The sequence below is a fragment of the Paractinoplanes rhizophilus genome (assembly GCF_042664765.1).
GTDB classification, from domain to species: domain Bacteria; phylum Actinomycetota; class Actinomycetes; order Mycobacteriales; family Micromonosporaceae; genus Actinoplanes; species Actinoplanes rhizophilus.
Genome location: NZ_JBHTBJ010000011.1, coordinates 40,642 through 66,794, shown reverse-complemented (window position 1 = coordinate 66,794; position 26,153 = coordinate 40,642). Strand labels below are relative to the sequence as shown.

The window sequence follows — 26,153 nt, the reverse complement described above, 5'->3', positions numbered from 1 at the left end:
TCCCGTCCGGGGCGTTCCTCTGGACCTGCGAGTGACAAGGGCGGGGCGGGCCGCCCGGGCCCGCCCCGCCGCTTTCCTTACCCCCTGGTGCAGGTAGTGCCGTTCACGGTGAACGCCGTCGGGGCCGGGTTGCTGCCGGTGTAGGTGCCGTTGAAGCCAATGCTGGTGTTGCCGCCGGGCGGGACCGGGCCGTTGTAGGACAGGCTGGCCGCGGTCACGACCGCCCCGGACTGGGACCAGGTCGCCGACCAGCCCTGGCTGATCTTCTGGTTGCCGGGGAAGGTGAAGCCGAGCGTCCACGAGTTCCAGGCCGTGCCGCCGGTGTTGGTGAGCGTGACCGTGCCGGTGAAACCGCTCCCCCAGTCGTTGACGCTGTAGGTGACCCGGCAGCCGAAGCCCGTCGGCGGCGTGGTCGGCGGAGTTGTCGGGGGCGTGGTGGGCGGGGTGGTCGGCGGAGTCGTGGGGGGCGTGGTCGGCGGGGTCGTCGGCGGGGTGGTGGGCGGAGTCGTCGGCGGGGTGGTCGGCGTCGTGCCGGGCTCCTGGCCCCAGATCAGCTTGCCGGCCTCGTACAGCGGCACGTTCTTGTTGACCGCCGTTCCGGGGAGGTAGGACGGGTCGTTGGACGGGTCCCAGGTGCCACCCTCGGGTACCCCGATCTTGAACTGGACCTCCATCCGGTGCTGGGACTGGCCGGACGGGGAGATCGTGTAGCCGGCGCAGTTCACCTCGACGTACCAGATGTCGCCGGACCACTGCTTGGCGGTGGACGGGGACGGGCAGCCCTGGGTGTAGCCGGGCGTGACGACCGGCGCGGCCGTGCCCTCGCGGCGGAAGAAGTACCGGTACGACGACGTCGTCAGGGCCCGCGCCGGGTACGCCGACTTGTTGTAGATCATCACCTTGAGGCCGGTGGCGCGGGTCTCGTTCTGCATGACCGTGGTCTCGACGGTGATCTCGTCCATGTCGGGGGTCTCGGCCTGCGGGAAGCCGGCCAGCGGGGCGCCGCCGTACTCTTTGTAGAGCCGGGCCACCGCCGAGGTGAATCCAGCGTTGTAGTCGGTGGCGACCTCGTTCATCACATAGTCGGTGCGTACGTCCTGGTAGGCGTCGTCGGGCGAGGACGGGCCGCCCACCAGGGCGCCGTACAGCACATGACGCGTCTCGGTGGGAACGGTCATGTTGTCCCACCACGAGCCGTGCGCCGTACGGTGATGGGGGTTCTTGGGGGAATTGGCGCCGAAGCCGATGAGGTAGCTCGACTTGCGCGGGTTGTCGCCGAGGGCGTAGTTGATCTGCCGGACGGCGAAGTCGTGGTAGCGGGCCTTGCGGGTGGTGTCGGCGGTCTGGTCGCTGTAGACCAGCGCCGCGAACGCCGTGTTGGCCGCGTAGCGCAATGAACCCCAGCTGTCGAGCACCGCCTCGCCGCCCGGGGAGTAACGCACCTTGTCCCCGTTGACGCCGACGGTCCACCAGTCCAGCCAGCGGTTCGCGTCGTCGATGTACTTCTGCTTGCCGGTCAGGTTGGCCAGCAGCACGTACGCCCCGAACTGCTTGTTGTCCCAAGCGAGCGTCCACTTGTAGGAGTGCGTGGTGGTCTGCGGCTCGGTGCCCAGCTTGTCGTATTCGCTCTCCGCCTTGGTCAGGTAGGCGGAATCCCCGGTCGCCCGGTACAGCCAGATCGCGCCCCAGACCAGCTCGTCCTGGTATCCGCTCCACGACTTGTAGAAGCTCTGGGCATCGGTGATGCAGTCGCTGTACGCCTTCCGCACCGTGTCCGCGAACGTGTAGAGCTGCTTCGCGTGGGTGAGCAGCTTGTCGGCGTACGCGGCATCGGTGGGCCGGAAGACCATCGAGCTCGCGGCCATCGCCGCGGCCGTCTCCCCCGCCAGGTCCGAGCCTCCGCAGGAGGCGTCGATCTTGTACGCGGGCCGCGCCATCGGCAGCACCTCGGCCGGTCCCCACCACTTGTGGTCGTCGTCGCCCTTGCCGATCTGCCCGTAGAGCACGTTCGCCGAGGGGTGCGCCTTGATGAAGTAGTCGTTGGGGACCCGCAGGTTGTTCAGGAACGTGGTGAGCTGCCCGGAGCTCGCGTAGGCGTCGCGGTACTCGACCGCGCCCCAGGCCAGCATGGTGGTCGTGAACGCCATCGGGAAGCCGAACTTCACGTGGTCGCCGGCGTCGAACCAGCCGCCGGTGAGGTCGAGCCCGACGTCGGAGCCGTCGTTCATGGCCGCGTCGCCGCGCCACGAGACCTGGCTCCACGAGGGCTTCTTGCCGGCGATCTGGGCCTGGTAGAAGAACATCGACTTCTGCAGCGCCTCGCCGTAGTTGTAGGCGCCGGCGGCCTGCGCCGGGCGGCTGGCGAGGACGACGAGCCCGGACGCGACGAGGACGAGGGCGAGCAGGACACGGCGCATGGGAGCCCCTTGAGGACGGCGGATGGGAGCGCTCCCATACATTCAACATTGTCGTTACGGGTTTGTGAAGCGCGATCTTGGGGGAAGTCCGGGTTGTCCCGAAAACGAGGAGGTCCCGATGACAGCCGTCAGCAACCCGGCCACCGTGGCGGAGTGCCTGCGGGTGGGCGCCGGCTTCAGCCAGGGCGACCGCAACTGGATCGCCGAGCAGTGCGCGACCCTCGACGCCCGGCTCGCGTCATTTCACGCCGACGCGACCGAACTGGAGATCTCGGTGAAGGACCGCGAGGCGCGCGGGCAGAAGGTCACCCTCGAATGCTGGATCCGCGGTCGCGACAAGATCGTGACGACGTCCGGCGAGGAGGATCTGCACGCCGCGATCATGGACGTCCGCGACGACCTGCGGCGGCGGCTCAATGACGCCAAGACCCGCCAGGAGCCGCGTCACGACAAGCACCCGCCCCTGCCGAAGACTCAGTAGGGCCCAAGGCTCAGTAGGAATGCGCCGACTGCCAGTGTGACCAGGCGCCACAAGGGGTCTTGTACTTGCCCTTCACGTAGCCCAGGCCCCACTTGATCTGGGTGGCCGGGTTGGTCTTCCAGTCGGACGCGACCGAGGCCATCTTGCTGCCCGGGAAGGCCTGCGGGATCCCGTACGCGCCGTTGGGGTTGGCGGCCCGGTGGTTCCAGCCGCTCTCCTTGTTGAACAGGTTGTTCAGGCAGGGGAACTGGTCGATCCCGAAGCCGGCGTCGAGCATCAGCGCGCAGCCGGTGGCCCGGTTGCCGGTGAACTCCTTGCAGGACGTGGGGATCGGCCCGTTGTACGGCACCGTGGCGTTGTCCTTCTTCGCCTTGTCCTCGGCCTTCTTCTGCACCACCCGCTTGGCGAGCGAGTGCGCTTTGCCGGCCGCGCTCTTCGCCTCGGCGGCGGCCTTGCCGGCCGCTTCGGTCTCGGCCTCGCGCTGCCACGCCCGGGCCGCGACGTGCTGGTTCTGCCGGGCCTTGAGCAGCAGCGTCTCGTCGGCCTGGGCCTGCATGAGATCGACCGAGGCGCTCGTGCGCAGCGGCTCGACGTGCCGGCCCTTGCCGAGGTGGACGCCGCCGACGGCGCCGGCCACCAGCAGAACAACAGCCATGACGCGTACGCCGAGACCGAGGTGCCGATTCACTCGGTGATCCCTTCGCCGGGGGCAGTCGCGCGGCCGGGGGATGTGCCGCGGTCAGGGATCATACAGAGCGGGCGGCTGGAGCGCGGCTGCCGATCTGGGGCTCGGCAGCCGCATTCCACCCCCGTGGGCATACACCGTCGCGGATGCCGCCCGCCGAATCGCTTGTGGGATTCTTGTGGCCGACGCTGTGGGGGGCGATGTGATCGAGTTCCGGCTGCTGGGTCCGATCGAGGTGCGCGCGGGCGGCCGGCCGGTCGACGCCGGGCAGCCGCGGCAGCGGGCCGTGCTGGCCGTGCTCGCGGCCGACGCCGGGCGGGCGGTGCCGGTCGAGGCGATGATCGACCGGGTCTGGGGCGACGCCCCGCCGCGCGGCGCCCGGGCCTCGCTGCAGGCGCACGTGACCCGCATCCGGCAGGCGCTCGGCGAGGTGCCGCTGACGTTCGCGGCCGGGTGCTACACGCTCGGCACCGACCCGCTCAGCGTCGACCTGCACCGGCTGCGGCACCTGACGGCCCAGGCCCGCGACCCGCGGGCCGGGGACGCGTCGCGGCTGCGGCTGCTGCGGGAGGCCGTCCGGCTGTGGCGCGGCGAGCCCTTGGCCGGGCTGCGCGGGCCGTGGGTGGCGCAGTGCCGGCAGGCGTGGGGTCAGGAGCACCTGGCCGCCGCGGTGGCGTGGGGCGAGGCCGAGCTGCGGGCCGGCGACCCGGCGGCAGCCGTCACGACGCTGGCCGATCTGGCGGCCGAGCATCCGCTGACCGAGTCGCTCGCGGCGGTGCTGATGAGATCGCTGGCCGCGGCCGGGCGGCCGGCCGAGGCGCTCGCCCACTACGAGACCGTACGGCGGCGGCTGGTCGAGGATCTCGGCGCCGACCCGAGCCCCGAGCTGCAGGAGGCGCACCGGTCGATCCTCCGCGGGCCGGATCCGGTCGCCGGCCCGGCCCAGCTGCCGGCCGACGTCTTCGGCTTCACCGGCCGGGCCGACCAGCTCGCCCAGCTCGAGGCGGTGCTGCCCGCGGCGCCCGGCGCTCCGGGCGATGGGCCCGGCCCGGCGGGCGCGGTCGGCATCGCGGTGGTGTCCGGGATGGCCGGGGTGGGCAAGAGCGCGCTCGCCGTCCACTGGGCACACACCGTGGCCGGGCGCTTCCCCGATGGCCAGCTGTACGTGAACCTGCGCGGCTTCGACCCGGCCGGCCGGGTGATGGACCCCGCCGACGCGGTCCGCGGCTTCCTCGGCGCGCTCGGCGTGGCCCGCGACAAGGTGCCGTCCGGATTGGACGCGCAGGCGGCGCTGTACCGCAGCCTGCTGGCCGGCAAGCGGATCCTGGTGCTGCTCGACAACGCCCGCGACGCCGAGCACGTACGCCCGCTGCTGCCCGCGACCGCCGGCGCCGTGGCCGTGGTGACCTCACGCAACCGGCTCACCGGGCTGCTCGCGGCCGAGGGCGCCCGCCCGGTCGCGCTCGACGTGCTCAGCGACGAGGAGGCTCGCGACCTGCTCGCGCGGCGGCTCGGCGCCGATCGGACGGCGGCCGAGCCGGAGGCGGTCGACGAGATCGTCGAGGCCTGCGCGCGGCTGCCGCTCGCCCTCGCGATCACCGCCGCCCGGGCCCAGCTGAGCGGCTTCCCGCTGCGCCGGTTCGCGGCCGAGCTGCGCGAGTCCGGAGTGGACGCGCTCGACACCGGCGACCCGGCGCTGCAGGTGCGGGCGGTGTTCGACTGCTCGTATGCGGCGCTGAGCGAGCCCGCTGCCCGGTTGTTCCGCCTGCTCGGCGCGCACCCCGGCCCCGACATCGGGATCGCCGCGGCGGCCGCGCTCGCCGGGCAGCAGGCCCGCCGCGAGCTGGCCGAGCTGGTCAACGCCAACCTGCTCACCGAGCACCTGCCGGGCCGTTACGTCCTGCACGACCTGCTGCGGGCCTACGCGGCCGGCCTGAGCGAGCAGCGGGGCCCGGCCATCCGGCGGCTGCTCGACCACTACGCGCACACCGCGCACGCGGCCGACCGCCTGCTCTACCCGGCCCGCGACCCGATGGAGATCTCGCTCGGCGACGGGAAGCCGGCCCCGCTCGCCGACCACCGGGCGGCGATGGAGTGGCTCGCCGCCGAGCACCGGGTGCTGCTGGCGGCGGCCCGCTACGCGGCCGGCAACGGCTTTGACGCGTACGCGTGGCAGCTGGCCTGGGGCTTGGACACGTTCCTGTTCCGGCGCGGGCTGTGGCACGAGCAGATCCCGCTCTGGTCGGTCGCGGCGGAGGCGGCCGAGCGGCTCGGCAACCTCACCGCCCGGGCCTTCGCCTACCGCAGCGTCGGGCGCACGCTCATCGCCTTCGGCCGGCACGACGAGGCCCGGGCGCAATTGCAAAGAGCGGCCCAGCTGTACGAGCGGACCGGTCACGCGGCCGGGCAGGGGTTCATCCAGAACACGCTCGGGTACCTGCTCGGCTCGCAGAAGGAGTGGACGGCGGCGCTCGAGTACGACGGGCGGGCGCTCGCGTTCTACCGGGAGGCGGGCAGCGCGCGCGGGCAGGCGATCGCGCTGAGCCAGTTCGGCTGGCACCACGACATGCTCGGCAACTACGAGGAGGCGATCGCGTACTGCCGGGCGGCGATCGCCCTGCACCGGCAGGTCGGCGACCGGCGCGGCGAGGCGGACGTGCTGGACAGCATCGGCTACGCCCACCACCACCTCGGGCGGCACGAGGAGGCGGCGGAGAGCTACCGGCAGGCGATCGATCTGGTCCGCGAATTGGGCGATCGGTTCGCCGAGGCGCAGATCCTGGTGCACCTCGGCGACACGGGCGAGGCGTCGGGCGATCCGGCGGCCTCGCGGGAGGCGTGGGCCGAGGCCGTACGGATCCTGACGGAGCTGAACCACCCCGACGAGCGCGAGGTCCGCGCCAAGCTCGACGCCGGGTCTCGCCTGCAGAGATAGCCGACGCCGGTCAGCCGCTCGGAGACCGTCCACAAGCGCCGGCGGTCACGGTTTCCGGGCCACCCCGCACACCACGTCGAGCGGTTCGGCGCCGTCCGCGGCGGGTCGCCACAGCGGCGCCGACGTCACACCCGGCTCGACCATCTCGAGGCCCTCGAAGAAGCCGCTGAACTCGGCGTGACTGCGCAGAAGATAGGGCGGATTCGCCTGCTCGTTCCAGATCTTCTCGGCCTCGCCGTGCTCGAGGCTGTGCGAGCCGTCCAGCGCGATGAAGTAGCTGCCCGGCGCCAGCGCGGCCACGTACTCGCGGACCATGCGCCGGGCCACGTCGTCGTCGGTGACGTGGCCGAGGATGCCCGACATGATCAGCGCGACCGGCTGGGTGAAGTCGAGCGTCTCGGCCGCTCGCGCCAGGACGGCGGCCGAGTCGCGGCCGTCGGCGTCGATGTACTGCGTCACCCCGGCCGGATCGCTGGTCAGCAACTGCCGGGCGTGCACGAGCACGAGCGGGTCGTTGTCGACGTAGACGATGCGTGACGACGGCGCGATGCGCTGGGCGACCTCGTGCGTGTTGTCGGCGGTCGGCAGGCCGGTGCCCACATCGAGGAACTGCCGGAGGCCGGCCTCGGTCACCCACGACACCGCGCGCACCAGGAAGGCGCGAGACGCGCGGGCATTGTCGACGATCTGCGGGAAGGCCAGCCGGATCTGGTCGCCGACCTCCCGGTCGACCGGGAAGTTGTCCGTGCCGCCCAGCCAGTAATTCCAGATCCGGGCGGTCTGCGGCACCCCGGTGTCCACCTCGTCGGCCATCGACGATCTCCTCACTCCACTGAGGAATGCTCAGGCCTGCATTCTGGCACTCATCCGCAGCAGATGAAAGCGCGTTCGAAGCCTTGTGCCCGGCCGGTCTGACCTGCGACTATCCGGAAATCCAGGTCGGAGGGCCGGAGATATGAGCGCTGAGGCGACGCTGGTCTTCCTGACCGTGGTCGGGGCACGTTTCGTCGTGCCGCTGCTGATCCCCCGCTGGCCGCTCCCGGCGATCGTCGCGGCGCTGATCCTCGACGGCATCGACCAGACGGTGTTCCAGTGGTTCGGCTACGACCCGCCCGGCTACCAGGGTTACGACAAGGCGATGGACATGTTCTACCTGTCCGTCGCGTACCTGTCGGTGTTGCGGAATTGGACGAGTCACCCGGCGTATCAGGTGGCGCGGTTCCTGTTCTTCTACCGGCTGGCCGGGGTGGTGCTCTTCGAGCTGCTCGACTCGCGACTGCTGCTGCTGATCTTCCCCAATACTTTCGAGTACTTCTTCATCGCGTACGAGATCGTGCGCCTGCGCTGGAACCCGGCGACCGTGAGTTTGCGACGGTGGGTGATCACCGCCGCGTGTATCTGGATCTTCGTGAAGTTGCCGCAGGAATGGTGGATCCACGTCGCACAGCTGGATGTGACCGACACCTTGCGCGACTATCCGTGGCTCATCCCGATCCTCGCGGTGGTCATCATCGCGGTGGCGCTGTGGGTGTGGCGCTGGCTGTGGCCGCGGCTGCCCGCTCCCGCCTGGCGGCGGCACGTCGCCGCCGACCCGCTGCCGGAGGAGATCGACACGGCGGCCGAGCGGGACCAGTGGGTCTCGTCGCACTGGCGCGTCTGGTCGCCGGCGACGCTGGAGAAGGTCGCGCTCATCGGGCTGATCTGCGCGATCTACGGCGAGGTGCTGCCCGGGGTACGGTCGAGCATGCTCGAGCTGTTCGTCGGCATCGGCGCGTTCGTGGTGGTCAACGTCGCGATCAGCCTCGCCGTGGCGCGGCGGGCCGGCAGCGTGGAGTCGGCGGCGTCGGCGTTCGGCGCGCGAGCCGTGGTCAACGCCGGGCTGGTGGTCGGCGCGAGCTGGCTGATCAACAAGGTCGGCGGCGACCTCAACCTCGGGGCGGCGCTGTTCTTCTCGCTGCTGATCAGTTTGCTCATCACGCTGGACGACCGGTTCCGGCCGGTCGCCCAGGTCCGTTTCGGCAAGGGCGAGCGCTCCCCCGAGCCGGCGCGCCGATGATCCGGCACGGCCCTGGCGCGGACTTTGTTATTCCGCCGTCTGGTACAGCCCGTCGATGGCGTCCGCGTACTTCTCGGCCACGACCCGTCGTCGCAGCTTCAGGGTCGGGGTCAGCTCGCCGCTCACCGGCGTCCAGACCGTGGGCAGCACCCGGAACGACTTGACCTGCTCGGGCCGCGCGAGTTTCTCGTTCGCCGCGGCGACCGCGGCGCCGATCTCCTCGAGCACCAGCGGATGAGCCGAAAGCGAAGCGATCGACGTGTCCGCGATGTCCCGGGCCTTGGCCCACAACGGCGCCGTCTCCTCATCGAGGACGATCAAGGCCGTCACGTACGGGCGCCGGTCGCCGATCGCCACCGCCTGGGCGATCAGCGGGTGCGGCCGGGCATCATGATCAGCATGCGGTCCCCGGCGCGGAGCCCGAGGTCGGCGAGGCCGCGGGCAAGGGCCGCGATCTCGTCGCGCAACTCGCGCCAGGTGCGGACGCGCTCGCCCCCGAGCATGCCGAGGGCGGGCAGGTCGGCGAATGCGGTGGCGTTGCGGTGGAGCAGGGCGGGAACGGTCAGCCCTCGAGCGGTCTCGGCGCACCGCCGGGCGAGGGTGTCATCCATGGCGCGGCCTCCTCAGCAGGCGTTCATCGGGTGACGCCGCCGGTCGAGGCGACGGCGGAGATCCTTGAGGTAGTAGTCCTTCGCCGCGTCGCGGAGGCGTTGCGGCAGATGTGGATAGACGACCGAGGTGGCGGCCAGGCCGCGGTCGAGCAGGCGCTGCCGCCGTCGCGACCAGGGGAAGCCGTAGCCCGCCCGGATCGGCGCCGGCAGCAGGCCGATCGTGACGAGGCGGTTGAGCGGAACGCCAGGTCGCACCGCGACCGGCAGGTCGCGCGGCCACATCAGCGTGTCGGCGATCGCCCGGGCCTCGGCGCTGACGCGCAACGTGCCGATCATGTGGTCCCAATAAGCCTGGAACGCGGCGCGGTCGACTGGCCAGGCCGACGCGGGGCAGCCGATCGAGGTGGCCAGCACGCTGTACTGCTGGTAGCAGATGTCGGCGTCGGCCGCCGAGAGCGGGCGGACGAGGCGCTGGTAGAGCAGCATCGCGGTGTCGTAGAGCGTCGCGTTCACCCAGACCTGCAGGCCGGGGTCGCCGGCGGAGTAGCCGGGTCCGGTCACCCGGCGGTGCACGGCGGCGACGGCGCGGCTGATCGCGCGGCTCTCTTCGCGCGTTCCGAACAGGACCCCGTAGGCGTAGTTCAGCGTGCCGCGCAGGCGGTCGAGCGGCCGGTCGGCGAAGTCGCTGTGGTCGTGGACCCCCTGCGCGATGGCGGGGTGGGCGATCTGCAGCAGTGTCGCCCGGCCACCCCCGGCCAGCAGCACCCCCTCGCGCGCCACCCGCCGGATGACCGCGGCGTCGCCGAAGAGGCCCTCGTCCATTCCGGCAACGTAAACGACGGTTCACTTCTTGAGAAGCCCTCGTCGCGGGTGCCGATGGCGGCGCCTTCGGGGCGACCCCGGCGTTGAAGATTTACCGTCCGCTCGACGCGCGAAATCATCAAGATCCTCGATGCGCTGACGGGGCGGCGCGGGGCGGAAGGCGCTCCCGGGCATGGCATGAAGAAATACGGCGCGCTCCGTGCACCAAGTTATCAAGATCCGCAAGGGCGCGCGGGGGCGGGGAAGACGATGGGGTGGGGGAAACGGCGCTTGATGCGCCGCCTCCCCCACCCCTGGGCTGAAGGCTCAGCTCGTCAGTGCATCAGCACCGGCGCGTCGGCGACGCCCTCGCCCGTGGGCTCGGTGGGAGCCGCTTCCTTCTTGCGTGGCAGGAAGGCGATCGGGATGAACGTCGCCAGCACCAGGAAGAAGCCGACCGTGAAGGTCGTGGCGAACGAGTCGGCCACGAAGTGCAGGCCGCGCTCGATGATGTCGGGCGGGATCGGCAGGTTGGCGCCCTGCTGGTGGGCGATCGCGGCGCCCGCCTCGGTGACCGGCTCGCCGGTCTGCGGGTTGACCGCGCCGGGGATCTCGGCCGAGCCGTTGAGCTGGCTGGTCAGGATCACCGACATGGTGGCCGTGCCGATCGAGCCGCCGATCTGCTGGAGGATGTTGACCAGCGTCGAGCCGCGCGCCACGTCGTGGTGGTCGAGCGTCCGCAGCGCCGAGGTCATGATCGGCATCATCGTGCCGCCCATGCCGAGGCCCATCACGAACAGCGAGCCGCACAGCAGCAGGTACGACGTGTCGGTGCCGACCTGGGTGAACGTGAAGAAGCCGGCCGCGATCAGCGCCATCGCGAACGGGACCGTGCGCCCCACCGGCACCCGGTCGGCCAGCGTGCCGGCGATCGGCATGGTCAGCATCGCGCCGATGCCCTGCGGCGCCATCAGCAGACCCGCGTGCAGCGTCGACTCGCCGCGTACCTGCAGGAAGTAGCTGGGGAACAACAGGCCGGCGCCCATGAACGCGATGATGAAGACGAACAGCGCGATGGTCGACACCCGCAGCCGCGTGTTGCGGAACAGCCGCAGGTCGAGCAGGGGGTGCCGGGGCTTGAACGAGTAGAACACGAAGGTGATGATCATCACCGCGCCGATCAGCATGGTGACCCACACCTTCGGCGCCGTGATCGTGCCCTCCTGTGGCAGCGACGAGACGCCGAACAGGAACAGCGCCAGGCCGGGCGAGAGCATCAGCATGCCGAGGAAGTCGAACGACTCGGACGGCACCGGGTTGTCCTTGGGCAGCGCGAACAGCGCGTAGACCAGGGCGACGGCGCCGATCGGCACGTTGATCAGGAAGATCCAGTGCCAGCTCGCCGCCTCGATCAGCCAGCCGCCCAGGATCGGGCCGCCGATCGGGCCGAGCAGCATCGGGATGCCGAGGACCGCCATCAGGCGGCCGATGCGCTTGGGGCCGGCCGCGCGGGTCATGATCGTCATGCCGAGCGGCATGAGCATGCCGCCGCCGAGGCCCTGCAGCACGCGGTAGCCCACGAGCTGCTCGATCGAGCCCGCGGTGGCGCAGAGCGCGGAGCCGGCGGTGAACAGCACCAGGGCCAGCATGTAGAGCCGCTTGGTGCCGAACCGGTCGGCCGCCCACCCGCTGAGCGGGATCACGGTGGCCAGGGCCAGGGTGTAGCCGGTGAGGGTCCAGGCGACCTGGGCATAGGTCGCGTTGAACTCGGTCTGGAACGTCGGCAGCGCGACGCTCACGACGGTGATGTCGAGGATCGACATCAGGGCGCCGAGCACCACGACGCCGGCAATCTTGAATACCGCGGCGTCCAGTTTCTCGGGCGGCGCAGCAGCCGCTTGATCAGTCACGAGGTGCTCCAGAGATCGCAATCACTGTGTGTATGGCCTGGATACTGCCATTGATGCAGCTCGCAGGGCATCCCGTTTTCCGACAGGGTGAGCCCCATCACTCAGCGAAATCTCAGGCGACCTCGAAGAGGGTCTGAAGGCGGCGACAAAAGGCCGCCGGCTCAGGCGGCGATGAGCTCCCGATCCGGTTCCGGCCGGGTGGCCCCGGGCGCCATCATCGAGGCGACGCTCAGCGCCCAGCGCATACGCGGGGCCGAGGTCTCCGGGTAGTCGCCGTACGCGGCGGCCATCATGGCCACGCAACCGCGGGTGCCCCCGCACGCGTGGACGGACGAGGCGATCGCGGCGCCGACCACCGAGAGGGCCGGGCGGGAGCCGGTCGGCAGTTCGCTGGCGAACAAGGCGGCCGCGCGCGCGGAAAGAAGCTGGCTTCGCATTTCGATCATCTCCGATGTCGGGTGCGGGTTCTTGCCTCAGAGTGCGCCTGGCCCGCTAGTGATCGCCTCCGGGTTTCCGCCGGAACCGGCCACCTATATCCCCTGCGGGCCATACCTGACAAACGTCGGGTAGCCAGGAAGGGTTCTGTTTCTCGGCAGGTATTCGGACAGCGGGTCCGCCGGGATGGCTATGAGGCGAAGGTCACCTTTCCGACAAGAAAGGTCACCTTTCCGACAAGAAAGGCATTGCCTCGGTCAGCATGGGCCGCCAATCGGGCAGCGGGTCGACGCCGGTGCCGGCCCACCGGTCGTGGCCGAGCACGCTGTACGCCGGGCGTCGCGCCGGGCGGACGAACTTGTCGCTGGTCGTCGGGCGTACCCGGGCGGGGTCGAGGCCGGCCTCCGCGAAGACGGCCCGGGCCAGGCCGTACCAGGTGGTCGAGCCGGCCGCGGTGCCGTGGTACGCGCCCGGCCCGGCCCGGCCGGCGACCGCGGCGCGGCCGAGCGCGACCAGCTGGCGGGCGAGCGCGAGCGACCAGGTGGGCGAGCCCCGCTGGTCGTCGACGACGTCGAGGGTGTCCCGCTCGGCGGCGAGCCGCAGCATCGTCCGCACGAAGTTGGGGCCGTGCGCGCCGTACAGCCAGGCGGTGCGCACGACGTACCCGCCGGCGGCCAGCACCGCGCGCTCGCCGGCCGCCTTGCCGCGGCCGTAGGCGTTGATCGGCGCGTGCGGGGCGTCCTCGGGGATCGGCGCGGTGGCCGCGCCGTCGAAGACATAGTCGGTGGAAACGCTGATCAGTCGCTTTCCGGCCGTTTCGGCCAGCACACGTACGGCGTCCCCGTTGACCGCCGTGGCGGCTTCCTCCGCCGTTTCCGCGCCGTCGACGTCGGTCCACGCCGCCGCGTTCAGCACCACGTCGACGCCAAGCACCGCGGCACGCACGGAATCGGCATCCGTTATGTCCAGGTCGGCACGCGTCGCGGAGTGAACCCGCGTCTCACCGGCCTCGGCGAGGGCAACCTGGAGATCACGCCCGAGCATGCCGCCCGCGCCGGTGACGAGCCAGCGCATCAGAGGGCCGCTCGCGCCTTGAGCGGCTCCCACCAGGCCCGGTTCTCGCGGTACCAGGCGACGGTGTCGGCAAGCCCCTGTTCGAGCGTCACCTGCGGCTCGTACCCAAGCTCGTTTTTGATCTTGGTGATGTCCAGCGAATAGCGGCGGTCGTGGCCCTTGCGGTCGGTGACCGGCCGGACCATCTCCCAGCCGGCGCCGCACGCCTCGAGCAACCGGCCGGTGAGCTCGCGGTTGCTCAGCTCGGTGCCCCCGCCGATGTTGTAGACCTCGCCCGCGCGGCCCTTCTCGAGCGCCAGCTGGATGCCCCGGCAGTGGTCGGTGACGTGCAGCCAGTCGCGCACGTTGCCGCCGTCGCCGTAGAGCGGCACCTGCTTGCCGTCGATCAGGTTGGTGACGAACAGCGGGATGACCTTCTCGGGGAACTGGTGCGTGCCGTAGTTGTTGGAGCAGCGGGTGACCACCACGTCCATGCCGTGCGTGCGGTGGGCGGCCAGGGCCATCAGGTCGGAGGAGGCCTTGGAGGCGGCGTACGGCGAGTTCGGCGCCAGCGGCCACTGCTCGGTCCACGAGCCGTCGTCGATCGAGCCGTACACCTCGTCGGTGGAGACGTGCAGGAACCGGCCGACGCCGGCCGCGCGCGCCTCGTCGAGCAGCGTCTGGGTGCCCAGCACGTTGGTCGTCACGAACGGCAGCGCGCCCGCGATGGATCGATCGACGTGGGACTCGGCCGCGAAATGAACGACGGCGTCATGGCCGGGCAACAGCTCGCGAAGCAGAGCCGAATCGGTGATGTCGCCCTGGACGAAACGCAGTCGGGAATCCGTCAGCGGGAGGTTGTCCCGATTACCGGAATAGGACAACAGGTCCAGAACCGTCACCGAGGCGCCTGCCGCGCCGGCGAATTCGTCCTGCAGGAGGGCCCGGACGTAGGCCGAACCGATGAAACCGGCACCCCCGGTCACGAAAATCTGCACGGCTGGCGAGTGTACGCGTCTTGCGCGCGCTGCCTAGTCTCCTTCGGTGCGCGGAATCCTTCTCGCCGGTGGAACCGGCTCCCGACTGTGGCCCATTACGATGGCGATGTCGAAACAGTTGATGCCGATCTTCGACAAGCCGATGATTTACTACCCGCTTACCACTCTGGTATCGGCGGGCATCCGGGAAATCCTGGTGATCACCACTCCCGAGGACCAGCCGCTCTTCCAGCGGCTGCTGGGCGACGGCTCCCGGCTCGGGCTCTCGCTGTCGTACGCGGCGCAGCCCAGCCCCGACGGGATCGCCCAGGCGTTCAAGATCGGCGCCGACTTCATCGGCGACCAGCCGGTCGCGCTGGTGCTGGGCGACAACATCTTCCACGGGGTGGGCCTGGGCCGTCAGCTCGCCCAGTTCGCCTCCCCCGCGGGCGGCCGCGTCTTCGCGTACCCGGTGGCCGACCCCGAGCGCTACGGGGTGGTGGAGTTCGACGAGAACGGCAAGGTTCTCTCGATCGAGGAAAAACCCGAGAAGCCCAAGTCGACGTACGTCGTGCCGGGTCTCTATTTCTACGATGCCGACGTGGTGCGGATCGTGGAGAAGCTGGTGCCCAGCGAGCGTGGCGAGCTGGAGATCACCGCGGTGAACGAGGAGTACCTGCGCCAGGGCCGGCTGGATGTGACCGTCCTCGACCGGGGCACGGTCTGGCTGGACACCGGCACGTTCCAGTCGATGGTGCAGGCTTCGGAGTACGTCCGGGTGATCGAGGAGCGGCAGGGCCTCAAGATCGGTTGCATCGAGGAGGCGGCCTGGCGGCTCGGCTTCGTCTCCGACGAGGGCCTGCGCTCGCTGGCCGAGCCACTGCTCAAGAGCGGGTACGGCGACTACCTGGTGCGACTGCTCGGCTCCGGAAAGTTCGGAGGCGCGCGGTGAAGATCCGGCCGTTGACCATCGAGGGCGCCTTCGAGATCACTCCCGTCCAGCACGGCGACGACCGCGGCGTGTTCCTCGAGTGGTACCGCTTCGACAAGCTGGCCGAGGTCGTCGGCCACCCGCTCGACCTGGCCCAGGCCAACCTCTCCACCTCGGCCCGCGACGTGGTGCGCGGCATCCACTTCGCCGACGTGCCGCCCGGCCAGGCCAAGTACGTGACGTGCGTCTCGGGCGCGATCCTCGACGTGGTCGTGGACATCCGGGTGGGCTCGCCGACGTTCGGCTCGTGGGAAGCCGTCCCGCTGGACGACCGGGACCGACGCGCCGTCTACCTGGCCGAGGGGCTGGGGCACGCGTTCTGCTCGCTGACCGAGGGCGCCACCGTGACGTACCTCTGCTCGAGCACCTATCGCCCGGGGCACGAGCACGGGATCAACCCGCTCGATCCCGAGCTCGGCATCGCCTGGCCGGCCGCGAGCCCCGAACTGTCCACCAAGGACGCCGCGGCGCCGACGCTGGCGGAGGCGCAGGCCACGGGTCTCCTGCCGCTATATGAAGCCTGTAACACATATATCGCGGAACGTGGTCGGATTTAATACATACCGAATTCCTCTTCGGACCGTTGACCCGCACGGCGCTTTGGAGTATGAGTTGCGGGTTATCTCCAACATTTAGAGAACATTAAGTTCCGGATTATGGCAATTTTCCGGTACGCCCGATTTGACCAACATGAGTAGTGTTTGGAAATGGCATCATCCGATTCGCCATTCCTCTCGCACGGAAAGGTGTAGCGCGTGACCCACCGGATTAAGCAGGCTCTCGGTTGGAGTCCGCTGGGTCGCCACCCGACCGTGAAAATCTGAACCAGTTACACACCGCCTCGACCGGAATGTCCGACAGAGGCCCGAAGACGGACCGTGGTTGACCGCCATCAATGACGGAGGCTAGGCGTGCAGACGATCGACCCAGGGTCGACAGTCGAGATCACCCGTGAAGAATCCCAGCTCCTGGCCGTGCGGCCGGCCGGGTTTCGCCAGGCTCCCCCGCGTCCCGACTGGCGTGGCCGGTACACCTGGCGGTTGTACCTCATCGACTACACGGTCGGGCTCGTTGCGGCCGGCTCAGCCCTGTTCCTGCGATTCGGCTCGGTGGGGCCGGCGCCGTTCCTGCTGGTCTATCTGCTGCTGACGCTGCTTTTCCCACTTGCCTGGATCACCGTGCTCGCACTCAACCGGGCACACGAGAGCCGGCATCTGTTCGTCGGCACCGACGAATACGCGAGAGTAGTTCGATCCGGACTAGGCCTCACTGCTACTCTGGCCATTTTTTCATTCGCGTTCGACCTCCGTTTGGCACGTGGATACGTTCTCATCGCAGTTCCCCTGGCCACCGCCCTCGGCCTGGTCGCCCGATACGCCTATCGGCAGATGCTGCACCGTTCGTGGGCCCGGGGTAACCGTCTGCACCGGGTCATTCTGGTCGGGCACGCGCGGGCGGTCGCCGACATGACCCGCCGGCTGCGTCGGGAAAGCCACCACGGCCTCGGCATCCTCGGCGCCTGCGTGCCAGCCGGCCAGATCGCCGACTCCGCGACGGTCGCCGGCATGCCCGAGATCTACGGCGACTTCGACGGCGTGGCCGCCGCGGTCAGCCTCTCCGGCGCCGACACCGTCGTGGTGCTCTCCTGCCCCGAGCTCGACGGGCCCGCGCTGCGCCGCCTCGCCTGGCAACTCGAACGCGACGAGATCGACCTCATCGTCGCCAGCACGCTGGTCGACGTCGCCGGCGACCGCACCACCATCCGCCCGGTCGACGGCCTGCCCATGCTGCACGTCGAACACCCGCGGCTCAAGGGCAGCTCCCGGCTCATCAAGAACGCCTTCGACCGAGTCGGGGCGCTGATCCTGCTGACGCTCAGCTCGCCGCTCCTGCTCGTACTCGCCCTGCTCGTGAAGTTCGGCCCCGACGGACGCGGGCCGGCCATCTTCAAACAGGAACGGGTCGGCAAGGACGGCCGCCTCTTCGAGCTCTACAAGTTCCGCACGATGGTGGTCAACGCCGAGGCCCGCCTGCAGGAGCTGCGCAACCTCAACGACACCGACGGCGAGCTGTTCAAGATGCGCCAGGATCCCCGGATCACCCCGGTCGGCCGCTGGCTGCGACGTCTGTCCCTCGACGAGCTGCCCCAGCTGATAAACGTGCTCAAGGGCGACATGTCCCTGGTCGGCCCCCGGCCCCCGCTCGCCCGGGAGGTCGCCGCCTACCCCGCCGACATGCGTCGCCGGCTCGTGGTCAAGCCCGGCATGACCGGCTTGTGGCAGGTCTCCGGCCGCTCCGACCTGTCCTGGGACGAGTCCATCCGGCTCGACCTCACGTACGTGGAGAACTGGTCGCTGTCCATGGACCTCGCGATCCTGGCCCGCACCGTCAGCGCGGTCGCGCGCAGTTCCGGTGCCTATTAGGTCGTCGTTGGCTGGTCCGGTAACAAGGGGTACGCAAGTCATGGGGGACGATCCCCCGATATTGCCGTGTTGCGGCGGTGGCCGACGAGCGCGCACTCGAATCGCCTCCTCGGGATGAGGTCAACCCAAGCCGCCTTGGAATGGGCCCGCATCGGCGGGCCCATTGACTGTGCATAGTCGGTCCCGTTCCGCGGGCCGTGCTCGAGGACCAGAACTATCGGCCCATCCGCCAGCGGGCGGACCTGCCTGACCTGGTCGTCGGCCTGCGCGAGGAGCTGCCGCAGCGACGCAGCCGGGTTTACGCACCGATCGCGATGCTCCGCGGCCGTCGCCACACCTTCGCTTACCAACGCAATGCCTGCTCGGACCGTACCGGGGAAGGAAAAAGCCCCTGGTGGCGGCCAGGGGCTCTGTCCTTCTTGCGCCGGAGCAGTAGTGGCCTACCGCTGCGTCTCGGTCGGCGTGTCCAGCGGTTGCGCGTCCGAGGTGATACCGACCCCGTGCAGGACCGGCGAGGCATCACGGTTGTCGCGAGTCAGCTCCACCCGGTACTGCGCGTACCGCGAGCCGCCCACAACCCTGTCCCCCTGGCCTGCCAGCTTCCAGCCAGTCCAACCGGGCCCGGGGGCTGAGGTGCTGCCGGTGCGGACGTACAGCCGGACCGTCGTGCCGGTGGGTGCCGACGCCTGGTACGACAGCCGGTCCCAGGTGACCATCTGCCCCGCGTCGAGCACGCGGGACACCATGCTGCCGCTCCGGGCGTTGCCCGACAGCCGCACGCCATCGGCGGTCACGGTGGTGTGGTTCCCCTTTCCGGTGCGCAGGCCGGCCAGGGTGTAGTCGGCCACGCCGACCGCCGCGGAGACGAACGCCGCCGCCGGCTGGTCCACGGCGGGCCAGACGGTGGTGTTGCCGGCAGCGTCGACACTGCGGACCCGGTAGTAGTACATGGTTCGCGGCTTCAGCCCGGTCACCGTCGCACTGTGCTGCCGGCCCTCAACGTCGCCCGGCCAGTCGGCGAGCGCGTTCGCCTTCTCCCCGACCTGCAGGAGCGCGGCGGCCGACTCGTCCGTCCGCCACGACACTGTCGCCGTGCCGTCCGGCCGCGGCAGTGCGGTCACGGCCGAGATGCCCGGGGCCTTCGCGTCCGGGGCCTCGGTGACGAGCCGGTGCAGCGGCGAGACCGTCGTCGTCCTCCCGCCCGGTGAGGTGACCCGCACCCGGTACCAATACGTGGTGCCCGGCTTGAGCCCCTCGATCTGCACGGTCCGCTCGGCTGCCTGGGTGCCGTCCACGACCTTCGCGGACAGCCGCGCGGCGTCCGTGCCGTACTCGACCGTGGTCTGACCGGCAATGGTCCCGCCCAGCGTGACGTCCGCCGTTGTGGGGCCGGCCTCGAGCACCGTCGCGGTGACCGCAAGCGCGGCGGCGCTGGAACCGTATCCAGCCACATATGCCCCGGGCGTGGCCGTGAACATCGCGTACTCGACGCCCTTGATCGTCGTTCGGCTGAAGGACACCGCCGAGCCGGCCCGGGTCAGCGTGGTCAGCGTCCGCCCGCCGGGGCCCAGCGTGGGCACCATGCCGGTCAAGCCGTTGGCGCCCGCGCCCACGTTGACCGTGAACGAAAGGTTGTTCCCCGACAACGAGATGCCCGAGTACGACGAGGCGTTACGCCCGTCCACCCAGGTGAGCAGCTGCTTGGCCGTGATCAGTGGCACACCGCGGGCCTGCGCCGAGGCGAGCAGCTGGTCGCTCTCGAACTCGGTGCCGGCATCCGTGTGCATGTTGGCGGTGAAGGCGCCGTAGTAGCCCAACGAGCCCACCGCGTTGTCCAGCAACCGGTTGACGGTGAAGGGATAGCTCTGGTCGGACTCGTCGGTCATCTGGGTGGCCGCCTGATACACGTCGATCAAGCCACCGGTCTTTCCGGAGAAGCGCATCGGCATGCCGGAGCCGGTCATGAAGCCGGGCCGGTCCGCGACCCAGGACCCGGGCCAGTAGTAGTAGTTCGTGTCCATCCTGATCCCGTTCGCCCCGGCGGTGGACGGCTGGCTCGACCAGTCCGACCAGACGATGCAGTGCGTACGGTTGGTCGCCGGGCCGGGCACGGAGCTGTACTTCGCCCGCCAGGTTGCCAGCTGCTCGGTGTAGAACCCGCTCAGCGAGCTCGGCGTGAAATCGGAACAGTTGGTGTTGGTGTGCAGCCCGACCTCGAAACCCTGCGCTTGGAAGGACGACGCCTGGGAATTGGTCAGCGGCGCGTTCGGGAAGACATACGAGGTGTATCGGGCACACTGCCAGTCGTCGACCACGCAGTTCGCCGGGCTGTTCGCGGCGTACTGGGCGAACCGGGCCGAGGTCCCGCCCACGGCGTGATCGTCACCGGTCGCGACGACAACTGCCTTGAGGCTGCGCGGGAAGTACCAGAACTTCGGCAGCGGCTTGCGATCCAGGTTCATGGCGCCGATCAGGTTGGCCAGCAACCGCTGCTGTTCGTCGGCCTGGGGGATGGCGACCTTCGACAGGTTGACCCAGTCGGCGCTGGTGCCGCCGAAGTACAGGTCGTCGGATCGCCTCGGCGACGAGCCGTCGCGTTCCTGGCCCTCCCACGCCGGGTTGCCCTGGCGGGTGTAGACCAGCGACCGCGGCAGGTCGAAGCTGAACGCCGCGGCCTGACCGCCGTTGGATCCGACGCTCACCAGTGACACGGCGGGGTTGGTGGTGGCCGTGGTCGCGTTCGAGTACAGGGTGGCGACGGCTCGGGCCCCGTTCAGCGTGTATCGGTCGGCCGTGCCGTGGAATTGCACCGTCTGATCCGTGATGCCCGCGCCGGGTGACGACGTGGTGTCGACCTTGAGGTAGCCCTCCGCGAGCGTGGTGCTCGTGGAGCTGAGGCCGAGCAGCCCGGCGAGTTGCGCGTCCGGACGGAACGCGATCAGGTTGCCTCCGCCGGTGACCCAGGTGCTGAACATGCTGACCTGGGCGGCGGTGAGGGCGGTCTGGCCGAGCAGCACCACGTCGTACTGGCTCAGCGTCGCGGCGGTGACCGTGGCCAGGTCGGTGGTCGCGAATTCGTTGAGACCCTCGGTGCGCAGCACCTCGGCGAGGAACGAGGTGAATCCGCTTGCGCCGGTCGCCGACGACTTGATGACGAGCACCGGCCCGCCGGGTCCCTGATCGGGTGGCGGCGGTGGCGCGGCAGCGGTGGTGAAGCTCCAGGACACCGGCGTCATGACGTTGCCGACCGAGTCCGTCGCGCCACTGACAGTGGCCGTGTATCCCGTCGAGTACGCCAGCGCGGTCGACGGGGTGAACGTGGCCGTGGCGGTGCTCGAGTTGTACGCCGCGGTGCCGGCGACCGCGCCGGACGGCCCGGTCAGCGTCACGCTCGACGACGTGACCGGCTCGCTGAACGTCGCGGTGACTGCCGTCGTCGCCGCGACGCCGGTGGCGCCGGACGACGGCGCACGCGTGATCAGGGTTGGTGCGACGGTGTCGGTGGCCGTGGTGTCGAAGACGACGTCGACCCAGTAGTTCGTCGACTGGTAGGTGCTGTCCGGGTAGCCGCTGGCGCCGTACCGGTAGACGCCGTTGCCACCGGCGGCGCCGTTCGCGAGAGCGGTCAGCGGCCCACGGGTGACCGCCGCGGAAAGGCCGTTGGTGGTCGAGGCATAGAAGCCCGCGTCGGTGTGATACGACGCGACGTAGGTGGTGTTCGCCGTGATCGCGACCGGGTTCGGCAGCGTGGCAGTCTGCCAGCCGGTCGAGCTCTCCCCGGTGAAGGTGACGGTCGACAGGCGCGCGCCGGTGGTGCTCCAGATCGAGCCGGTGTGGGTGCCGGTGTTGCCGCTGCCCTTGTAGAACTTCAGGCCGGTGATGTAGCCGGCCGCGCCGGCGCGGAACTTCACGCCGACCTCGACCGGGCTGTTGTCGTTGGTCGAGGCGGTGGCCGGCGTCGCAGTGGCCGGCCAGATGCTGCACGGGCAACCAGTCCCGGTGGATTCCACCGTGGTGAACGTCCAGGAGTACGCCGACATGGTGTTGCCGGCTGTGTCCTTCGCCCCGCTGACCGTCGCGGTGTAAACCGTGTTCGTGGCGAGTGCGCTCGACGGGGTGAACGTGACCGTCCGGGTGCCCGCGTTGTACGCCGCCGTGCCGGCCACCGTGGTGCTGCCCGCCCGGACGGCGAGCGCCACGGTGCCGGTCTGCAGCGGTTCGCTCAGGGTGGCGCTGGCCGTGGCGTTGGTGGCCACCCCGACGGCGCCGGGCGCCGGGCTGGTGGCGGTCACGGTCGGCGGCGTCGAGTCGGTGGCTGCGCTGTTGAAGACGACATCGACCCAATAGTTCGCCGACTGCCACGAACTGGTGGGGAATCCCCCACCGGCGCCGTACCGGTAGACGCCGTTCACCCCGTCCGCACCGTCGCGCAGCGCATGCAGGGGCGCGTTGTCGACTCCCGCCGATGCGAAGGCCCCTTCGTCACCGGCGTACCGGCCGTTCGGCGCGTAGTACGACGCCACATAGGTCGTGTTCCCGCTGATCGCGATGGGACTGGCGAAGGTGGCGGTTTGCCAGCCCGACGCGGTCTCGCCGGTGAAGGTGACGGTGCCCAGGTTGGTGCCGGTCGCCGACCACAGGTGGCCGATGTGCGTACCCGTGTTGGCGCTGCCCTTGTAGAAGCGCACGCCCGTCACGTACCCATCGGTGTCGGACCGGAATTTCACCCCGACCTCGACCGCCGCGGTATCCGGGTCGGACGGCACGGCCGGAACGGCCGTGCTCGGCCAGATGGTGCAGGGGCAGGTGGCAGCGGCTGCCGCCGTCGGCGCGACGAGCACCCCAGCCACGAGGGCCAGGCAGGCCACCAGCGCGGGAATCAGGCGCCGCCGCCGGTCTGTCGTTCGTTTCAAGGGGTCACTCTCCTCAGGGGGCCGTGAAGACGACGTCAACCCAGTAGTTGGTCGACTGCCAGGTGTTGGTAGGGAAGCCCCCGCCCGCGCCGTACCGGTAGAGCCCGTTGGCGCCGTCCACCCCGTCCCGCAAGGCGTGCAGCGGGCCGTTGTCCACGCCGGTGCTCGCGAAATAGCCGGTGTCGCCGGCGTAGCGGCCGACCGGTGCGTAGTAGGACACGACGTAGGTGGTGTTCGCCGCGATCGTCACCGGAGTGGCGAAGCTGGCGGTCTGCCAGCCGGTCGCCGACTCGCCGCTGAAGGTCGCCGTGCCGAGCAACGTGCCGCTCGCGCTCCACAGATGCCCGACGTGCGTGCCGGTGTTCCCGCTGCCCTTGTAGAAGCGGATGCCGGTGATCTGTCCGGCGACGTCGGACCGGAACCGCGTGCCGAGCTCGACCGCCACGGTGTCCGAGTCGGCCGGCGTGCCGGGGACGGCCGTGGCCGGCCAGATCGTGTACGTGGTGCCGGCCGGTGGCGTGGTCACCGTCGCCGTGGTGAACGACCAGGAGGTGGCGGTCATGGTGTTGCCGGCGAGATCCTTGGCCCCGCTGACGCTCGCGGTGTAGGTCGTGTTCCCGGCGAGCGCGGCGGACGGCGTGAACGTCGCCGTGTTCGTGGCGGAGTTGTAGGCGGCGGCGCCCGCGATGCTGTCGCCGGCCGCGTTCTTGAGACCCATGCTGATCGTGGCGCTCTGCACCGGCTCGCTGAAGGTGGCGGTGGCAGTGGTGGTGACCGGCACGCCGGTCGCGCCGGATGCCGGCGTACGCGCGGTCACCGTCGGCGCCGTGGTGTCGGGCGCGCCGGCGCCGGTGGTGAAGACCACGTCGACGTAGTAGTTGGCGCTCAGCCACGCCAGCGTCGGGAAGCCCGTGCCGTAGCGGTAGACGCCGTTGACGCCGTCCACGCCGTCCCTCAGCGCGTGCAGTGGCGCGCTGTCGAAACCCTGGTTGGCGAAGTAACTCGTGTCGCCCGCGTAGTGACCGTTCGGGGCGTAGTAGGAGACGACGTACGTCGTGTTCGGGGCCAGCGTCACCGGGGTGGACAGGTTCGCCTGCTGCCAGCCGGACGCCGATTCGCCGGTGAACGTGACGCTGGCCAGCTGGGTGCCGGAATTGGTCCACAAACGCCCGACGTGGGTGCCGGTGTTGGTGCTGCTCTTGTAGAACCGGATGGCGGTGACCTGACCGGCGACGTCCGCCCGGAACCGGATGCCGAGCTCGGTGCCGGCGCTGTCCGGATCGGCCGGGGTGGCCGGGACGGTTCCCGCGCTCCAGATGGTGCACGGGCAGGTACGGGCGCCGACGGTGACGGACCGCGTGACGTCGGCGCCGACGTTGCCGCTGTCGTCCGTGGCCCGCACCCGGATCGTGGTCGTTCCCGCGGTGCTCGGCGTCCAGTTGTACGTCCAGCTCCCGCGGCCGTTGGCCGGGTGCCAGGTCGACCCGTTGTCGGTGGAGATCTCGACGCCGCCGACGACGCCGCCGGAGTCAGTGGCGGTGCCGGAGATGGCTGTCGTCGCGCCGGCCGGCAGGTTCGCGCCGGCCGCCGGGGTCGTGATGACCGCGGCGGGGCCGACGGTGTCGGTGGAGGCGGCGGCCGCGGTGAGCCCGGATTGCAGGGTGCCGGGTTGAACGCCCATGTCGGCCAGCAAATTGACGGTCGCCTGCTTCATGGGCGTGCTGGCCGCGCCCGAGCCGCGGTCGTGGTTGCTGTCCAGCCCCCAGGACCACTGCACCGTGCCGGCGCCGAACACCAAGGCGCCGCTGGGCGCGCGGTACAGCGTCAGGTTGTGGGTGGCGCTGCCGCCGGCGTAGGTGGAGCCGTAGTCCTGCAACACGTCCAGACCCGAGGCGCTGGTCGTGGACAGCTTGATCAGGCCACGCGGCCGGGCGCCGTTGTCCTCGTCGGTGTCCCACTCGTACCCGATGGTGCCGCTGCCCAGGGTGGCGGTGGCCCCGGCGGCCTGGGTGGCCACGGTCGTGCCACGCCAGAGCCGCATCTTGCCGTCGGCCGCCGGCACCTTGAGGCTCACCGTGCCCGCGTTGACCTTGAAGATCGTGCCGGTCAGGCCGTTCTCCGGCCGGCCGCCGTCGGCCGGCGGGCTGAACCGCGGGTCGCGCCAGGTGCCGGTCCACGCCGCGGTCGGGTCGATCTTCGCGTTCGCGTGCGTCTCCTTGTAGCAGACCATCGTCCGGTACGCCGTGTTCGAGCCGTCGGTCGACGCCTCCCACCGGGTCTTCCAGAAGACCTCGTTGCCGCTGAAGAACGCGAGGTGAACGCCGGCGTCGCGGGCCGCTTCCACGTTCGCCCGCTGCTGCCCCGACCAGTACTCGTCGTGGCCCACGGACAGGAATGCCTTGTGGTTCTTCAGCAGTGCGCCGCTGCGGTCCGCGTCGACGCCCGCGATGTAGCTGACGTCGTACCCATTGGCTTCGAGCCAACGCACCATCGGGTACTCGGCGTTGAACACGAAGTCCTCGGCTCCGGTGCCGCGGGTGGTGATCGGCCGGTTGTAGCTGACCTTGTAGGCCCGCCCGGCGGGCGAGCCGACGTAGAGGCTGTTGCCGCCGTACTGGTTGTAGGCCTGCCAGGTCGAGTCGGAGGTCTGGAAGACGACACCGGAATGGCTGGAGTCGTCGCGCACCACGAACGGGATGTGGCTGGCGCCGGAGGTGCCGTCGGTGCGGACCAGCCGGGCGAAATAGATGCCCGAGACCGCGGTGGACGGCACCGGCCACGATGCCGAGACCGCCCAGTTGCCGCAGTCGACCAGGCCGGTGCTGGCCTGGCTCAGGCAATTTGGCTGCGTCTGCCGGCCGACCGGATTGACTGAGGTGATCAGCCGTGCGCCGTTTCCGCCGTAGTAGCCCATCCGGTAGATGTCGAGGCGGTACGAGGTAGCGGTGGACTTGATTTTGAAGTTCACCGTCTCGCCGACGTTGACGCTGATCTGTGTGCTGAAGCCCTGAAGCGCCGCGCTTCCCGAGCCGGAAATGTCCCATGTGCTGGGCGGTGTGCCGGGTTTGCTGTTCTCGCAGGCGATGGGATTGATCAGCGGGGCGCACGCGTCGGCGGCGGCCGGCCCGGCCGCGATGACCGGCAGGCCCGCGGCGACAAGGACGAACACCAGCAGCGACCGCCACCGGAACGTCATGAGGTTGCGCATGAGTATCGCCTCCCGCCGCACACGCGCTGCGCTGCGGCCCTCAGTGGTCGGGACGATGGTCGGTACGCCGCAAGGCTTCTGCGAGCGAAGAACTCCTGAGAGATATATCGCAGTAGGCTGACGGCAGTATCAGTCGCTTGGCCGACAGCGTGAACGGTGCGGGTGACGTGCGTGAACAATCGGCCCGGTCGACGGACATGATCTTGGCCGTACCGGCCCGGATGCCCGCCGATCAGCGGATATCCCGATCCGTTCGG

At 70.0% G+C, this 26,153-nt stretch carries 18 protein-coding genes; 6 read left to right on the top strand and 12 right to left on the bottom strand.

Going from position 1 to position 26,153, the window contains the following annotated elements; translation table 11 throughout:
• Positions 1-77: 77 nt before the first annotated feature.
• Positions 78-2,417 carry a glycoside hydrolase family 9 protein gene (locus ACFQS1_RS17320; protein WP_378969241.1) on the bottom strand — a complete coding sequence of 780 codons (2,340 nt, stop codon included), beginning with the start codon at positions 2,415-2,417 and terminating at the stop codon, positions 78-80.
• A 118-nt stretch (positions 2,418-2,535) separates the two neighbouring features.
• Here ACFQS1_RS17320 and ACFQS1_RS17315 point away from each other — a divergent pair, with 118 nt between their 5' ends.
• Complete coding sequence (locus ACFQS1_RS17315; protein ID WP_378969239.1) at positions 2,536-2,898, top strand: HPF/RaiA family ribosome-associated protein; 363 nt, start codon at positions 2,536-2,538, stop codon at positions 2,896-2,898.
• Between the two features lie 10 nt (positions 2,899-2,908).
• On the opposite strand, the gene ACFQS1_RS17310 is transcribed toward ACFQS1_RS17315, so the two are convergent.
• A complete protein-coding gene (locus ACFQS1_RS17310) occupies positions 2,909-3,586 on the bottom strand; it encodes an aggregation-promoting factor C-terminal-like domain-containing protein (protein ID WP_378969237.1) in 678 nt (225 codons plus the stop codon).
• A 175-nt stretch (positions 3,587-3,761) separates the two neighbouring features.
• Here ACFQS1_RS17310 and ACFQS1_RS17305 point away from each other — a divergent pair, with 175 nt between their 5' ends.
• Positions 3,762-6,518 carry an AfsR/SARP family transcriptional regulator gene (locus ACFQS1_RS17305; protein WP_378969235.1) on the top strand — a complete coding sequence of 919 codons (2,757 nt, stop codon included), beginning with the start codon at positions 3,762-3,764 and terminating at the stop codon, positions 6,516-6,518.
• 45 nt (positions 6,519-6,563) lie between these two features.
• Here ACFQS1_RS17305 and ACFQS1_RS17300 read toward each other — a convergent pair whose 3' ends face one another.
• A complete protein-coding gene (locus ACFQS1_RS17300) occupies positions 6,564-7,331 on the bottom strand; it encodes an SAM-dependent methyltransferase (RefSeq protein ID WP_378969233.1) in 768 nt (255 codons plus the stop codon).
• A 142-nt stretch (positions 7,332-7,473) separates the two neighbouring features.
• On the opposite strand from ACFQS1_RS17300, the gene ACFQS1_RS17295 reads away from it, so the two are divergent.
• Positions 7,474-8,574 (top strand): hypothetical protein, encoded by a 1,101-nt coding sequence (locus ACFQS1_RS17295; protein ID WP_378969231.1) that lies wholly within the window; start codon positions 7,474-7,476, stop codon positions 8,572-8,574.
• Positions 8,575-8,601: 27 nt separating this feature from the next.
• Here the strand turns inward: ACFQS1_RS17295 and ACFQS1_RS17290 are convergent, their stop codons facing one another.
• The 7 genes from ACFQS1_RS17290 to rfbB all read right to left on the bottom strand — a co-directional run bounded on the left by ACFQS1_RS17290 (position 8,602) and on the right by rfbB (position 14,382).
• Positions 8,602-8,931, bottom strand: coding sequence for a hypothetical protein (locus ACFQS1_RS17290; RefSeq protein ID WP_378969229.1), 330 nt, complete (start codon positions 8,929-8,931; stop codon positions 8,602-8,604).
• An 11-nt stretch (positions 8,932-8,942) separates the two neighbouring features.
• Positions 8,943-9,185, bottom strand: a complete 243-nt coding sequence (locus ACFQS1_RS17285) for an AMP-binding protein (protein WP_378969227.1) — start codon at positions 9,183-9,185, stop codon at positions 8,943-8,945.
• 12 nt (positions 9,186-9,197) lie between these two features.
• Positions 9,198-10,007 (bottom strand): oxygenase MpaB family protein, encoded by an 810-nt coding sequence (locus tag ACFQS1_RS17280; protein WP_378969225.1) that lies wholly within the window; start codon positions 10,005-10,007, stop codon positions 9,198-9,200.
• A gap of 314 nt (positions 10,008-10,321) precedes the next feature.
• Positions 10,322-11,896 carry a DHA2 family efflux MFS transporter permease subunit gene (locus ACFQS1_RS17275; RefSeq protein ID WP_378969223.1) on the bottom strand — a complete coding sequence of 525 codons (1,575 nt, stop codon included), beginning with the start codon at positions 11,894-11,896 and terminating at the stop codon, positions 10,322-10,324.
• A gap of 161 nt (positions 11,897-12,057) precedes the next feature.
• A complete protein-coding gene (locus ACFQS1_RS17270) occupies positions 12,058-12,333 on the bottom strand; it encodes a hypothetical protein (protein ID WP_378969221.1) in 276 nt (91 codons plus the stop codon).
• Between the two features lie 223 nt (positions 12,334-12,556).
• Complete coding sequence (gene rfbD / locus ACFQS1_RS17265; RefSeq protein WP_378969219.1) at positions 12,557-13,405, bottom strand: dTDP-4-dehydrorhamnose reductase; 849 nt, start codon at positions 13,403-13,405, stop codon at positions 12,557-12,559.
• The gene (gene rfbB, locus ACFQS1_RS17260; protein WP_378969217.1) at positions 13,405-14,382 is read right to left on the bottom strand and encodes a dTDP-glucose 4,6-dehydratase; all 978 of its coding nucleotides are present in this window, start codon (positions 14,380-14,382) and stop codon (positions 13,405-13,407) included. Before rfbB ends, rfbD begins: the two co-directional genes overlap by 1 nt.
• Positions 14,383-14,428: 46 nt before the next feature.
• On the opposite strand from rfbB, the gene rfbA reads away from it, so the two are divergent.
• The 3 genes from rfbA to ACFQS1_RS17245 all read left to right on the top strand — a co-directional run bounded on the left by rfbA (position 14,429) and on the right by ACFQS1_RS17245 (position 17,775).
• Positions 14,429-15,313 carry a glucose-1-phosphate thymidylyltransferase RfbA gene (rfbA, locus tag ACFQS1_RS17255; RefSeq protein WP_378969215.1) on the top strand — a complete coding sequence of 295 codons (885 nt, stop codon included), beginning with the start codon at positions 14,429-14,431 and terminating at the stop codon, positions 15,311-15,313.
• The gene (locus ACFQS1_RS17250) at positions 15,310-15,909 is read left to right on the top strand and encodes a dTDP-4-dehydrorhamnose 3,5-epimerase family protein (protein ID WP_378969213.1); all 600 of its coding nucleotides are present in this window, start codon (positions 15,310-15,312) and stop codon (positions 15,907-15,909) included. The genes rfbA and ACFQS1_RS17250 overlap by 4 nt, the downstream gene beginning before the upstream one ends.
• Positions 15,910-16,263: 354 nt before the next feature.
• Entirely contained in the window at positions 16,264-17,775 is a 1,512-nt protein-coding gene (locus tag ACFQS1_RS17245) for a sugar transferase (protein ID WP_378969211.1), read from the top strand.
• A gap of 440 nt (positions 17,776-18,215) precedes the next feature.
• Here the strand turns inward: ACFQS1_RS17245 and ACFQS1_RS17240 are convergent, their stop codons facing one another.
• Together ACFQS1_RS17240 and ACFQS1_RS17235 are read right to left on the bottom strand one after the other, a co-directional pair.
• On the bottom strand, positions 18,216-22,688 hold the full coding sequence (locus tag ACFQS1_RS17240; RefSeq protein ID WP_378969209.1) for a DUF4082 domain-containing protein: 4,473 nt from the start codon (positions 22,686-22,688) through the stop codon (positions 18,216-18,218).
• A gap of 13 nt (positions 22,689-22,701) precedes the next feature.
• Positions 22,702-25,896 carry a N,N-dimethylformamidase beta subunit family domain-containing protein gene (locus ACFQS1_RS17235; RefSeq protein ID WP_378969207.1) on the bottom strand — a complete coding sequence of 1,065 codons (3,195 nt, stop codon included), beginning with the start codon at positions 25,894-25,896 and terminating at the stop codon, positions 22,702-22,704.
• Positions 25,897-26,153 lie beyond the last annotated feature (257 nt).